The organism is Polyangium sp. y55x31, assembly GCF_029946505.1.
Classification (GTDB): Bacteria; Myxococcota_A; Polyangia; order Polyangiales; family Polyangiaceae; genus Polyangium.
Map to the genome: position 1 here is coordinate 56,153 of NZ_JARZHG010000006.1, position 12,610 is coordinate 68,762.

A 12,610-nucleotide genomic window follows, 5' to 3' on the forward strand; every position below is an offset into this window, starting at 1 on the left:
GGCCTACCGGAGGAAGCCGCCGCGACGGAAGACGCGGAGGATGAGCTCGTCGAAGGACACGTCGGTGTCGGCGCGGAAGTAACTCACCTGGCGCGACGTGCAGAACCGCTGCACCTCGTCCAGGTACCCCTCGTACGCCTGCTGGTATTTTTCGAGCACCTTGGCCGTGACCGTGACCTCGCGCTCCGTGCCCGTCTCGCAGTCGTAGACGCGCACGTCGCCCTTGATGTCGGGCCGCGCGTCGTGCCGATCGACGAGGTGGATCACGTAGGGCTCGAAGCGGTTGAATCGCAGCACGTTGATCCCGCGCTCGAAGCCCTCCGGATCGTAGAGATCGGTGAGCAGCACGGCGAGGCCGCGGCGCTTGTGCTGCGCGACGAACGTCTTCATCGCCGCGCCGAGATCCGTCGCGCCCTCGGCCTTCACGCCGTTGAGGAAGCGGAAGATGCGGAAGATGCGCGCCTTGCCGCGCGTCGTCGGCATCCGACCGCTGATCTCGTCCGTGGCCGCGACGATCGCGATCCGATCGAGGTTCGCGAGCCCCACGTACGCGAGCGCCGCGCAGAGGCGCTTCGCCTGCCGGAGCTTCTCGCCGTCGCCGAACCCCATCGACGAGGACGTGTCGAGGATGAAGTAGATCGCGAGATCCTCTTCCTCCTCGTAGAGCCGGATCAGCAGGCGATCGAACTTCTGGTAGGCGTTCCAGTCGAGGTAACGGATGTCGTCGCCGGGCGCGTAGTCGCGGTGATCGGCGAACTCGATGCCCGAGCCCGTCTTCTTCGTCCGCCGCTCGGCGCGCATCGCGCCCGAGAAGACGCGGCGGCTCACCATCGCGAGGTACTCGAGCTTGCGCTGGAACTCGTCGTCGAAGAGGTCGTCTTCGCCGGCCGCGCCGCCGCGGCGCAAGGACGGCTTGTCGGGCCGGAGCCCCAAAAACTCGAGCACACCCATGGCGAGGAAGGTCCCTACTCGGTGTCGGGGAGCTGCTTCATGATCGCGAGGAGGACGTCGTCGGTCTTCACGCCCTCGGCCTCGCCCTCGAAGTTGAGGAGCACGCGGTGCCGAAGCGCCGGCAAGCACACGGCCTTCACGTCGTCGACCGACGCCGCGAACCGACCCTCGAAGAGCGCGCGGATCTTCGCCGCGAGCAGGAGCGCCTGCGCGCCGCGCGGCGACGAACCGAACTTGACGAAGCGCTTCACGAGGTCGAGCGACTTGCCCTCCGGGTGCGTCGCCTGGAGCAGCCGCACCGCATAGTCCTGCACGTGCCGCGCGACCGGCACCTCACGCACGAGCTTCTGCATCGCGAGCAGCCGCTTCTTGTCGACCACCGGCTTCGCCTCGGGCGCGTCGATGCCCGTCGTGCGATCGAGGATCCCGTGTAGCTCCTCGCGGCCGGGGAACGGCACGTGGAGCTTGAAGAAGAAACGATCGAGCTGCGCTTCGGGGAGCGGGTACGTGCCTTCGCTCTCCAGCGGGTTTTGCGTGGCGAGGACGAAGAACGGCTCTTCGAGCGTGTAGCTCTGCTTCGAGACCGTGACGCGGTGCTCCTGCATCGCTTCGAGCAGCGCGCTCTGCGTCTTCGGCGTGGCGCGGTTGATCTCGTCGGCGAGCACGATGTTCGCGAAGATCGGGCCCTTGCGGAACGAGAGCGAGCGCTGCCCGCCCGCGCCCTCGTCGATCATCGTCGTGCCGAGGATGTCGGCCGGCATCATGTCGGGCGTGAACTGGATGCGCGAGAACTGCAGCTCCAGCGCCTGCGCCATCGTCCGGACGAGCATCGTCTTGCCGAGGCCCGGCACGCCTTCGAGCAGCGCGTGGGAGCCGGCCAGCATGCAGGTGAGCACGCCGTCGACGACCTCGCGGTTGCCGACGATGACCTTCCCCACCTCCTCGCGCAGCCCGCCGATGCTCTTCTGAAAATCGGCGACCTCGGCGCGCGCGAGATCCTTGTTTTTCTCGGCCATCTCTTCCCCTATCGTTCTACTTGGAAAAACCAATCGTGCCCGCGCGCGGCAGCTCACTCCCTCGGTCGAATGAGCTGGAAATAGCGGTGCACGTAGAATCGGTACCCGTCGGGCACCTTTTCTTTGTTGATTTGCTCCTCGGCGACGGTCCTGTACTGCGTGAAGACCTTCTTGTAGCCGCCGCCCCGGAAGCCCTTCTCTGCCGCCGCGAGGATCACCTCGCTGTTCGAAGGACCGCCGCCGCTGTCGAGCCCCTGGGCCTGCACGTCCTGCGTGCCCATCTTGGGATCGGTGCGCTTGCCGGCGATGTCGCCGTCGTGCCCCGAGCCGACGCCCTTGCCGCCCGGCTCCGTGCCCTGACCGCCCTGCCCCTGCTGATCGCCCTGGCCTTGCCCCTGGCCCTCACCCTGGCCTTGCCCCTGCCCCTGCCCGCTTCCTTGCGAAAGCACGAGCATCTTCTTGCCGCCGGGGCCGATCACCCACTGTTTGCCCTGACCACCGCTCTGCTGGCCGCCGTTCTGGCCGTTCTGGCCGTCCTGGCCCTCGCCGTCCTGGCCCTCTTGGCCGTCCTGGCCCTCTTGGCCCTGGCCTTGCTGGCCCTGACCCTGCTGCGGCTGACCTTGCCCCTGCCCGCCGCGCGCGCGTTTGCCGAAGCGGAGCATGCGGGCCATGCGCTGCTTGCCCGATTGCCCCTGCTGCCGGAGCATCTCGCGCAGCTCTTCGAGCCGCTGCCGGAGCTCTTCCTTCTCCTTCTCGGACATCTCCTCCTGCTGCATGCGGTTGATGTCCTCGGCGGCCTGTTCGAGATCCTCGGCGGAAGCGCCGAGCTCGCGCATCAGATCCTCGGCCGCCTTCGCGAGCGCGCGATCGAGTTTGTCGAGCTGTCGCCCGAGGCGCTCCTGCTTCTCCGCCTCGCGATCGAGCCGCTCGAGCTCGCGCTCCTTCTTCTTGAGCAGGCGCTCCTCTTGCTCGTCCTGCGGGCCGCCGTCCTGCTCGTTCTTCTTCTGCTTCTTCTTGAGCAGCTCCTCGCGGGCCTCGGCGCGCTTCTCGTTGATCGCGGCGAGCGCCTCCTTCTGCCGATCGGAGGCCTTCTTCAGCGCGTCCTTGAGCCGCTCCAGCGAGGCCTTGTCCGGCTTCTTCTTCCCGTCGCGCAGCCGCTCGGCGAGCTCCTTCAGGTCCTTCTTCGCCTTCTCGAGGTCCTTCTTCTTCAGGGACTCGCCGACGGGCTTCGACAGCTCACTCGATTCGAGGTCCTTGCCCATCTGCTCGAGCGCCTCTTCGAGCGCCTTTCGATCGGCCTCGGCGCCCTTCAGAAGATCACGCTCGATGGCCTCCATCTTGCGGAAGGCCTCGGTGCGATCGAGCCGCTTGTTCGCGATGTCCTCGACGAGCTGGTTGAACCGCTCGATCGCGGCCTGCACCTCGGGCGTCTGATCCTTCTTCGCGAGCTCCTTCGCAGCCTCGCGGAAGAGCTCCAGATCGTCGTCCGTGAGCGCGACCGCGTCGATCGTGCGGAGCTGCGGCGGCGCCTCTTTGATCGGCGTGCGGATCTCGAAGAGCGCGAGCGCGACGGCGCCGATGCCCACGACGAGCGCCGCGAAATAGTCGGAGGGCAAACGGATCGGCGCGGCCTTGCTCGGCTTCAGATCCCGCACGTTCTCGCACGCGTCGTCGATGGCGACCTCCATGAGCGGCGTGCGGTCGGAGGCCTTGATGGCGTCGAAGGCGAGCGCGTTCGTGAGCCGGTCGTGGAGTTTGTGGTGACGATCGAGCGCGATGGTGCCGGCCCGCGGCGGGAGCTTGCGGAGGAGCCCCACGAGCGCGACGGCGACGACGGCCGCGGCGGCGCCGATCAAGATGTGGCGCGCGCGCTGTTCGGAGAGGTGGTCGGGGAACAACTTGCGGCACGCGAGGGTGCCGGCGACGACGGCGAACGCCAGCGTGAGCGCGTTCGGCAGGTAACGTACCGCCCGCGCGATGCGCAGCCGGAGCGAGACGATCGCGGCGGCGCGGCGGATGCGAGAGAGCCCTTGGGTACGGTGATCGCTCACGGTAGAAGTCGCTCCGATCGCCCCGGGAGGACCGATCGCCGGGTGGTGAGGGGCGTCATTGTAGCTGTTGACGTTTCGAGCGCCCGTAAGTTCCTAACCTTGGGAACGCGCCGCGCATCGCGATCTTACGCGCCATGTGCCTGGATGATTCCCCCAGGGAGCAAGCGCGTTCGGGGCTCCCCCCTACCCGCCTCCAGGAACCTCGCAGCCCATAGGCAGCCACAAACGACGAAGGGCGCTTCGGACGAAGACCGTCCGCCGCGCCCTCCTCGTGCTGGCTCTCGCGCCGTCAGCTCGATCGACGCGCCGCCGCGCGGGGCTTCTTCGCCGTCGACTTCCGGCCCGCCGTCGACTTCGCCTTCGTGGGCGCCGCCTTCTTCGTCGCAGCCGCCTTGCCGCCCGAAGCCTTCTTCGTGGCCTTCTTCGCGGCCGTCTTCTTCGCCGGTGCCGCGGCCTTCGCGGCCGCCTTCTTCGTGGTCTTGGCGGCCTTCGTCGGGGCCTTCGCGGCCTTCTTCGCAGCGGCCTTCTTCGCCGGCTTCTTCGCGGCCTTCTTCGCGGCGCGCGCGGGCTTCGGCGCGGGCGCGGCTTCTTCGGCCGGCTCCTCGTCGAGGTCGGCGTCGTCGAGCGCGCGGCGCGGCGGCATCTCCTTGCCATACTTCGCGAGCAGCTCGCCGATCTTCTCGTCGAGCTTCGCGAACTCGAACGGCTTGTCGAGCCAGCCGTCGGCGAAGAGCGGCGAGGTCATCGCGTTCATGCTCTCGCCGATGCCCGTGAGCATGAGGACCGGCGTGTTCGCGAGCGTTCCGCCCGCGGCGCCCGGAGCCTTGACGAGCTTCGCGACTTCCCAGCCGCTCATCTGCGGCATCATCACGTCGAGCATCACCAGGTCCGGACGATGCTGCTGCGTCAGGCGCCAAGCGGTCTCGCCGTCGGCTGCATCGTGGACCTGGAAGCCGAGGGTCTTCAAATGCCGCGCCACCAAGCTCAGCATGGCGGGCTCGTCCTCGGCGACGACGACGGTAAGAGGCTTCGTGCTGGTGCTGGCGGACGACATCGTTTCGGGATGAGAGTACGTCGAAGGGGAGAAGGTCAAGGCCTACATGCGCCGGGCACTTTCACCACAGCGCTTCGGAGGCTCGGCGCAGGCGTCCGGGCCCGGAAGCAACGAGGACGCCTGGACATTCCCGATGCCGTCGTAGAGTCCTGCCCCTACACGCGGGAGACGCGCATCAGGGAGCGCCGGACGAACTTCGCCGTGACGTACCTCGTTCCCTCGGACGCAAACTCGGGCGAGCATGGAGGCGCACCATGACCACCCAGGACCTCGCCGCCGTGAGCGGCGCCACGGGATTCATCGGCTCGGCCGTCGTCCGCAAGCTGCTCGAAGCTGGCCGCAAGGTACGCGCGCTCGTCGAGCCCGGGGCGAATCCGAAAAACCTCGAAGGTTTGCCCGCGGATCGACTCGAACGTGTCGAGGTCGACGTCTGCGACGCGAAGGGCATGCGCAAGGCGCTCGAAGGCGCGGGCGCGTTTTACCACCTCGCCGCGATCTACAAGGTGTGGATGCCCGATCCCACGCCGATCCACCGCGTCAACATCGAGGGCACGTTGACCTCGCTCCTCGCGGCCCGCGACGTCGGTGTACGCCGCGTGATCTACACCTCCTCGATCGCGGCCGTCGGCTTGAAGGAGGACGGGACGCCCGCGGACGAGTCGACGCCGTGGAACCTCTGGAACATCGCGAACGACTACATCTCCTCGAAGTACCACGCCGAACGGGTCGTCATGCGCCTCGCCGAGGCGGGTTTTCCCGTGGTGATCGTGAACCCCGCGTTCCCCTTCGGGCCTCGCGACATCGGGCCCACGCCGACCGGCGGGATCATCCTCTCGTTCCTCCGAGGAAAGATGCCCGGCGTCGGGAAAGGCGGGTTCTGCGCGGTCGACGTGGACGATGTCGCCGTGGCGCACGTCGCGGCCGAGACGCGTGGGCGCATCGGCGAGCGGTACATCCTGGGAAACCACAACGTCACGTTCCGCGCGTTCCTGGAGCTCGTCGCCGAGGTCGCAGGGAAGAAGGCGCCGCGGCTGCCGATCCCCTCGGGCCTCGCGCGGACCATGGCCGCCGGCCTCGAATTCTGGTCCGACCACGTGAGCCACGCGCCGCCGATCGCCACGTACAAGAGCGTCCGCTACATGCAGGAGTACGCCTACTTCAGCGGAGAGAAGGCCCGGCGCGAGCTCGGCATGCCCTGCACGCCGCTCCGGACCTCGGTAGAGCAAGCGGTCGAGTATTTCCGGACGAACGGGATGGTCTAGGCGGCGCGGGCGAGGGTGATCTTGTCGGATTGTCCGGCCGCGTAGAAAGAGCGGAGCGCGCGGCGCATCCGATCGAAGTGGCCGCGCCGCGCGAAGGTCTCTTCGAGCCGGCCGGCGAAGCGGGCGGCGAGATCGTTCGCGAGGCGGTAGCGATCACCACGCTCGGTGCCCGGCGGGTGGAGGTACGCGACGGCCTCGAAGAGCCGCGCGCGGATGCGCGCCGCGCGGCCGGGATCGAAGCGGCGCGTGGCGAGCGGGCCGTGCACGAAGAGCACGTACTTGTCGACCTCGGCCTGGAGCTCGAGCTCGAGCTGCGTGGCCGGCAGCTCACGCCGCGCGCGCTCGGCCAGGTAGAGGAAATGGCTCACGCCCTCGACGACCTGGCAAAGCAGGTCGAACGGCAGGTTCTTCGCTTCGAGCGCCGCGCGCGGCAGGTGCAACAAAAGCGAGATGCCGTCCTCGTCCTCGCGCACGAAAAGGACCTCGCGCCCTTCGTCGTCCGACGCGTCGATCGGCCGGATGAAGTCCTCCACCGAGGGCGCCTCGGGGATGCCGTACGTGTCGCGGAGCGCTGCCTGGATGCGCGCGGGCAGCGAGGGCGCCATCAGTGGACGCCCTCCTTTCCTCGCACGGGCACGAGCCCACGCGCGCCGAGCTCTTCCGCGATCCGCGACGATCCCGTGCGTAGCCAGCGCTCGTAGAGCTTGAGCAGGCCGCGCTGGCCCTGCGCGCCCTTCGCGATCGCGCCGTCGGCGACCTCGTTCAAGACCTCCACGAATTGCTCGAATCGATCGGCGAGCTCGGACAGGACGTCGTGGGTCGCGCGCTGGCCCGGCGTGCGCAGCATGGCCGAGGCGTTGTCGTAGGCGGTCGCGCCGACGCGGATCACGTAGCCGCGATCGATCCCCCTGAGCTCGACGTGGCCGCCGAAGAAGCCGACCCCGTAGAGCACGCCGTCGCCGAGCGCGCGCAGGCGTCGGAAGCGCGCCGCTCCCGAGGCTTCGAGCGCGTCGCGGAGCTGGAACGCGAGGGGTCGGGAAAAGGCCGACTCGTTTTCCTCGCTGGGGTGGGCGTAATCGCAGAGTACGCCGACGAGATAATGAGACGCCGCCGCGGAGGCCTCGATCTTCCGCGAGCGCAGCGCATCGCCAACGGCGCTCATGAAGTAGTCGGAGATACTGGGAGAGATCGCAATGCTGGTGGTACGGCTCACGGGGCACCTCGTCCTGGACGGGGCGCCTCGGGACCGAAATCCAGCAGGCGCCACGCGCCCGGTTGAACAGCTCGTCCTCGAAAGACCGGGAACAGAGGGCTCGCGGCCGGCTCGGGGCCGGACACGGGCCTCATGAACGGAATCTACCGCGGCGGGCGCACGACGCCCAGCGTGCGGCAGACGGTTTTACGAGGGATTCCGAGGATTTGTGGCCACCCCCTGGGGCGGCTGCCAGCGATCGCGAAGGCCGCGATTTTCCGCCGCTTGACAGCCGAACGACCATGACTATCTTCCGCGCCGCTCGTTAGCACTCACCCCCCGTGAGTGCTAACAATCGAAAAACCGCAAGCTCATCGGGCATGTGGCGGGGGCGCCCACAGATGAATGCGCGCGCCCCGCGCCTGCCCATTGCGAATGGGATCTGGTGGCTCTCGGCCACCCCCGGAGGGTTTCACGATGGCGACGAAGATCAGGCCGCTGCAGGACCGCGTGATCGTCAAGCGACTCAAGGAAGAGGAGAGGACCAAGGGCGGGCTCTACATCCCGGACTCCGCCAAGGAGAAGCCCGTGGAGGGCACCGTCCTCGCCGTGGGCAACGGCAAGGTCCTCGAGGACGGCACCGTGCGCAAGCTCGACGTGAAGGAAGGCGACCGCGTCCTCTTCGGGAAGTACTCGGGGACCGAGGTGAAGCTCGACGGGGAGGAGCACCTCATCCTGCGCGAGGACGACATCCTGGGCGTGATCGAGGCGTGAAGCGGGCCGTGGCCCCCTGAATTTTTGGAGATATCGAGATGGCTGCCAAAGAGATCATCTACAACGAGTCGGCCCGCAGCATGATCCTCGCGGGCGTCAACGCCCTCGCCGACGCCGTGAAGGTCACGCTCGGCCCGAAGGGTCGCAACGTCGTCATCGAGAAGAGCTTCGGCTCGCCCACCGTGACCAAGGACGGCGTCACGGTCGCGAAGGAGATCGAGCTCGAGAACCGCTTCGAGAACATGGGCGCGCAGATGGTGCGCGAGGTGGCCTCGAAGACGAGCGACATCGCCGGCGACGGCACCACGACGGCGACGGTGCTCGCCCAGGCGATCTACCGCGAGGGCTCCAAGCTCGTCGCGGCGGGCCACAACCCGATGGAGATCAAGCGCGGCATCGACAAGGCGGTCGAGTCCATCGTCGCGAACCTCAAGGGCTCGGCGAAGCTCACGCAGGACGCGAAGGAAATCGCGCAGGTCGGCACGATCAGCGCGAACGGCGACCAGACGATCGGCAAGCTCCTCGCGGACGCGATGGAGAAGGTCGGCAAGGAAGGCGTCATCACGGTCGAGGAGGCGAAGAGCGCCGACACGACGCTCGACGTGGTCGAGGGCATGCAGTTCGACCGCGGCTACCTCAGCCCGTACTTCGTGACGGACGCCGAGGCGATGAAGTGCGTCATGGAGGACGCCTACCTCCTCATCTCGGAGAAGAAGATCTCCAACATGAAGGACCTCCTCCCGGTCCTCGAGGCGATCGCGAAGCAGCAGAAGAACCTGCTCATCATCGCCGAGGACGTCGAGGGCGAGGCGCTCGCGACGCTCGTCGTGAACAAGCTCCGCGGCACGCTGCACTGCGCGGCCGTGAAGGCGCCCGGCTTCGGTGATCGCCGCAAGGAGATGCTGAAGGACATCGCGGTCCTGACCGACGGTCAGGTGATCGCGGAGGAGCTCGGCCTCAAGCTCGAGAACGTCACGATCTCGGATCTCGGCCGCGCCAAGACCGTGATCATCGACAAGGACAACACGACGATCGTCGGCGGCCAGGGCAAGAAGGACAAGATCAAGGCGCGTCAGCAGGAGATCCGCGCCCAGATCGAGCACACGACGAGCGACTACGATCGCGAGAAGCTCCAGGAGCGCCTCGCGAAGCTCGTCGGCGGCGTGGCCGTGATCAAGGTCGGCGCCGCGACCGAGACCGAGATGAAGGAGAAGAAGGCCCGCGTCGAGGACGCGCTCCACGCGACCCGCGCGGCCGTGGAAGAGGGCATCGTCCCCGGCGGCGGCGTCGCGCTCATCCGCGCGCAGGCCTCGCTCGCCTCGCTCGAGGTGAACGACGAGCAGCGGTTCGGCGTGAACATCATCCGCCGCTCGATCGAGGAGCCCCTCCGCCAGATCTCGGCGAACGCCGGCGAAGAGGGCTCGATCGTGGTCCAGAAGGTGCGCGACGGTCAGGGCTCGTTCGGCTACAACGCCGCGACGGGCGAGTACGGCGACCTCCTCGCGATGGGCGTCATCGACCCGGTGAAGGTCGTGCGCTCGGCGCTCCAGAACGCCGCGAGCGTGGCGAGCCTCATGCTCACCACCGAGGCGCTCATCGCGGAGCGTCCGAAGGAGGAGAAGGCGGCGGCTGGTGGCGCGCACGCGGGCCACAACCACGACTTCTGATCCGAAGCGCGTCGTGACACCCACGACGCAATCGTGAAAGAACAGCGAAGGCCGGCGCCCTGAGGCGTCGGCCTTTTGCTTTCCATGGCGCACAAACGCGACGACACAACGCGCCATCGAGGCCGGAGCCTTGCTACAGTGGAGGCATGTGGGATCGGCGGCACCTCTCCGGGTTGGCGAGCTCCGCCTTCCGGGCGCTCGGCCGGCTGGTCCACTACCTCGACCTGCACGAGGCGCCGCGGGCAGCGAGCGCGATGGCGTTCGACGCGTTCCTCAGCATCATCCCGCTGCTCGCCGTGGCCGGCTGGGCGCTGCATCGGCTGCGCGACGCGGCCGCGGAGCTGCTCGGCTCGCTGCTCAGCGCGGCCCCGCCGTCCGTCTCGGCCGCGCTCGGCGAGGACTTCTTCCGCATCTCCGACGCGAAGGCGCTCGTGCTCGCGCCGCTCGGTCTCCTCGCCTTCTTGTGGGTCTCGTCAGCCGGCGCAGCGACGGCGATCGGCGTGTTCGAGACGATGTTCGTGTGCACGCCCCGTCCCTGGTGGAAGCGTCGCCTCGTCGGTCTCGGGCTCGTGCTCGGCGCGATCCCGGCGGTCGGGATCGCCACCTTCATGGGCATCGTGTTCACGCATCTGACCGGCACGCTCGGCGGCGCCCTCGTGGCCGCGCTCGGGCCTGCGGTGATCCTGATCGCGCTGGTCGCGGCGTTCTTCCGCCTCACGATCACGCGACCGCCCACGGTGCGGAGGCGCGTCTGGCCGGGCGCGATCGTGACCGTGTCGCTCTGGGCGATCGTCTCGACGTTGTTCTCGGTCTACGTGCGGAGTTTGGCGCGGTACGCGACGCTTTACGGCACGCTCGCGAACGTCGCGGTGCTCCTGTTCTGGCTCTGGCTCATCTCGATATCGCTGCTCGTCGGCGGTGAGGTGAATGCGCAGCTCGAAGGCGTGCGCGATCCACACGACGACGCGCCGGAGCGCTGGCTCTCGCCGAAGGCCGAGGGGCCGCGCTCGATTCAGCCGCCTCCGCCGCCGGCGTCGGTCTTGCGGCCGAAGAGGACGGTGTCGAGCGAGTGACGGCCGCCGCGCCGGGGCGACGCCCCCGCGCAGCGGCTTCGGAGAGTAGACAGCGCGAAAACCGATTGGCGCGGAAAACGTTTTTCTATTTGAGGATCGTCTCGCAGCCGACCTGGATGTCGACCTTCGCATCGGTGGCGGCGCCGAGGGCCTCGCAGGCCTTGCCCAGGAGCTGGACCTTGCCGTCCTGCGTGTAGTCCCAGCAGCCGTCCTGCGGGCAGAAATCCAGCGGGTTCGAGCGCTTTTTCAGGCTTTGTAGCATCCCGTCGAGCGTTAGGTTCACGTTGACCTGGTTCTTGTCGATCTGCTCGCCGGGCGGCGGGGGCGGCAGATCGTAGACGCAGCCGAGCGCCTTGCCGCGGACGTCGGCGATCGCCTTGGCCAGCGTGTCGGCGTTGAACTGCGCGCCGTTCGAGAGATCGATGTGGCAAGGTTTGGCAGGGGCAGCCCCTCCTTGCGTGAAGGTGGCGTCCTTCGAGCAGTCTGGATCCACGGTGTCCGGCGATCCGCTCACGGCGTAGGTCGACAGCGCGAGGAGCATGTTGTAGGGCGGCGTGGCGAACCCGTCGACGGCGACGCCCGTGCTGTTCGAGCCGGGCACGCCCACGATGAACGTGAAAATGGGCTTGTTCGGGTCGGTGCGGGCGGACGTGATGAGTGAATTCACGCTGTCCGGATATTCCCAGTCGGGGCAACTGTAATCGTCGGCGTACCCGGGACGGGCCGGGCTCGCGACGGAGGTGCACGAGAAGCCGCCGTCCGTGATCAACACGAGCATGCGCCGGGCGATGTTCTCGGATTTCAGCGATTCGTAGCCGGCCCGGAGAGCGTCGTAAATCGGAGATCCGTCGTCGCCGTTGCTGAGCGGCGGATGGGCGACGAGCCAATCGTACATTTGACGGCGCACGCCGGTCGGGGCGTTCGTCTTATCTTTCCCGGCCGGCGCGACGGGCACTTGCGGCAGGACGGAGACGCCGCACGAGACGCCCGGGGCGAGCAGGGCATTGCACGTCGCCTGATCGAGCCCGACATAGGCGCAAACGCAAGGCGGCGGGTTGACGAAGCTCGACGGGAAAACCGTGAGGCCGAGGGACATCGTGTCGAATACGTCCTTGTCGATGGCCGATTTGATCGCGAGCTGCGCCGTCCCCCATTTCGACGCTTTGTTCATGCTGGCGCTCGCGTCGAGCACCGTGAGCATGGCCGCGGGCGCTTGCGTGGCCTCCGCCGTGAACTTCGCGCAAGCCGGGCCGCCGCCGCCCACGCCGCCGCCGAATCCACCGACGCCGCCGCCTCCAGGCCCGACGGGACCATTGCCCGATCCTCCCGATCCGCCCTCGCCGCCTTCGCCCCCGCTGCCAGGCCGGCTATTTCCCCCCGCCCCGCAGCCTCCCCCGAGCCCGATTCCTATCGAAAGTCCAAGCCCCAGGCTCACGCCGAGCCACCGCCGAAACCCCGCCATCGTTTCCTCCTCAGTCGTAAGGAAAACGACCCGAGCGTATCAGAAGACAGACCTCGAAATCGACCACGACGAGCGCGCACGGACCGAAATGGGCGGACCCGCGTCGAG

The 12,610-nt window shown here is 67.9% G+C and carries 11 protein-coding genes; 4 read left to right on the plus strand and 7 right to left on the minus strand.

The genetic code is table 11. The features are described 5' to 3' along the window. Positions 1-3: 3 nt before the first annotated feature. From QHF84_RS13875 to QHF84_RS13890, 4 genes are all read right to left on the minus strand, one after another. Positions 4-951 carry a DUF58 domain-containing protein gene (locus QHF84_RS13875; protein WP_281313752.1) on the minus strand — a complete coding sequence of 316 codons (948 nt, stop codon included), beginning with the start codon at positions 949-951 and terminating at the stop codon, positions 4-6. Between the two features lie 14 nt (positions 952-965). Beyond that, positions 966-1,967 (minus strand): MoxR family ATPase, encoded by a 1,002-nt coding sequence (locus QHF84_RS13880; protein ID WP_281313753.1) that lies wholly within the window; start codon positions 1,965-1,967, stop codon positions 966-968. 53 nt (positions 1,968-2,020) lie between these two features. Then, positions 2,021-4,018, minus strand: a complete 1,998-nt coding sequence (locus QHF84_RS13885) for a hypothetical protein (RefSeq protein ID WP_281313754.1) — start codon at positions 4,016-4,018, stop codon at positions 2,021-2,023. A 289-nt stretch (positions 4,019-4,307) separates the two neighbouring features. Beyond that, positions 4,308-5,072 (minus strand): response regulator, encoded by a 765-nt coding sequence (locus QHF84_RS13890; protein ID WP_281313755.1) that lies wholly within the window; start codon positions 5,070-5,072, stop codon positions 4,308-4,310. 254 nt (positions 5,073-5,326) lie between these two features. Between QHF84_RS13890 and QHF84_RS13895 the strand changes: the two genes are divergently transcribed. Next, on the plus strand, positions 5,327-6,334 hold the full coding sequence (locus QHF84_RS13895) for an NAD-dependent epimerase/dehydratase family protein (RefSeq protein ID WP_281313756.1): 1,008 nt from the start codon (positions 5,327-5,329) through the stop codon (positions 6,332-6,334). On the opposite strand, the gene QHF84_RS13900 is transcribed toward QHF84_RS13895, so the two are convergent. Further along, complete coding sequence (locus QHF84_RS13900; protein ID WP_281313757.1) at positions 6,331-6,939, minus strand: hypothetical protein; 609 nt, start codon at positions 6,937-6,939, stop codon at positions 6,331-6,333. The genes QHF84_RS13895 and QHF84_RS13900 overlap by 4 nt on opposite strands. Further along, entirely contained in the window at positions 6,939-7,496 is a 558-nt protein-coding gene (locus QHF84_RS13905) for a hypothetical protein (protein WP_281313758.1), read from the minus strand. The genes QHF84_RS13900 and QHF84_RS13905 overlap by 1 nt, the downstream gene beginning before the upstream one ends. 507 nt (positions 7,497-8,003) lie before the next feature. On the opposite strand from QHF84_RS13905, the gene groES reads away from it, so the two are divergent. The 3 genes from groES (at position 8,004) to QHF84_RS13920 (ending at position 11,040) form a co-directional block, all read left to right on the plus strand. Beyond that, entirely contained in the window at positions 8,004-8,300 is a 297-nt protein-coding gene (gene groES / locus QHF84_RS13910; protein WP_153818762.1) for a co-chaperone GroES, read from the plus strand. 38 nt (positions 8,301-8,338) lie between these two features. Continuing rightward, complete coding sequence (gene groL, locus QHF84_RS13915; RefSeq protein WP_281313759.1) at positions 8,339-9,967, plus strand: chaperonin GroEL; 1,629 nt, start codon at positions 8,339-8,341, stop codon at positions 9,965-9,967. Between the two features lie 146 nt (positions 9,968-10,113). Beyond that, positions 10,114-11,040, plus strand: a complete 927-nt coding sequence (locus QHF84_RS13920; RefSeq protein ID WP_281313760.1) for a YihY/virulence factor BrkB family protein — start codon at positions 10,114-10,116, stop codon at positions 11,038-11,040. 85 nt (positions 11,041-11,125) lie between these two features. Here QHF84_RS13920 and QHF84_RS13925 read toward each other — a convergent pair whose 3' ends face one another. Then, entirely contained in the window at positions 11,126-12,502 is a 1,377-nt protein-coding gene (locus tag QHF84_RS13925; RefSeq protein ID WP_281313761.1) for a hypothetical protein, read from the minus strand. Between the last annotated feature and the right edge of the window lie 108 nt (positions 12,503-12,610).

What these genes read in the sequence shown, in the direction of transcription:
- QHF84_RS13920 (WP_281313760.1), top strand. Translation starts at nt 10,114, where the DNA reads ATGTGGGATCGGCGGCACCTCTCCGGGTTGGCGAGCTCCGCCTTCCGG.
- groES (WP_153818762.1), top strand. Translation starts at nt 8,004, where the DNA reads ATGGCGACGAAGATCAGGCCGCTGCAGGACCGCGTGATCGTCAAGCGA.
- QHF84_RS13925 (WP_281313761.1), bottom strand. Translation starts at nt 12,502, where the DNA reads ATGGCGGGGTTTCGGCGGTGGCTCGGCGTGAGCCTGGGGCTTGGACTT.
- groL (WP_281313759.1), top strand. Translation starts at nt 8,339, where the DNA reads ATGGCTGCCAAAGAGATCATCTACAACGAGTCGGCCCGCAGCATGATC.
- QHF84_RS13895 (WP_281313756.1), top strand. Translation starts at nt 5,327, where the DNA reads ATGACCACCCAGGACCTCGCCGCCGTGAGCGGCGCCACGGGATTCATC.
- QHF84_RS13890 (WP_281313755.1), bottom strand. Translation starts at nt 5,072, where the DNA reads ATGTCGTCCGCCAGCACCAGCACGAAGCCTCTTACCGTCGTCGTCGCC.
- QHF84_RS13905 (WP_281313758.1), bottom strand. Translation starts at nt 7,496, where the DNA reads ATGAGCGCCGTTGGCGATGCGCTGCGCTCGCGGAAGATCGAGGCCTCC.
- QHF84_RS13875 (WP_281313752.1), bottom strand. Translation starts at nt 951, where the DNA reads ATGGGTGTGCTCGAGTTTTTGGGGCTCCGGCCCGACAAGCCGTCCTTG.
- QHF84_RS13900 (WP_281313757.1), bottom strand. Translation starts at nt 6,939, where the DNA reads ATGGCGCCCTCGCTGCCCGCGCGCATCCAGGCAGCGCTCCGCGACACG.
- QHF84_RS13880 (WP_281313753.1), bottom strand. Translation starts at nt 1,967, where the DNA reads ATGGCCGAGAAAAACAAGGATCTCGCGCGCGCCGAGGTCGCCGATTTT.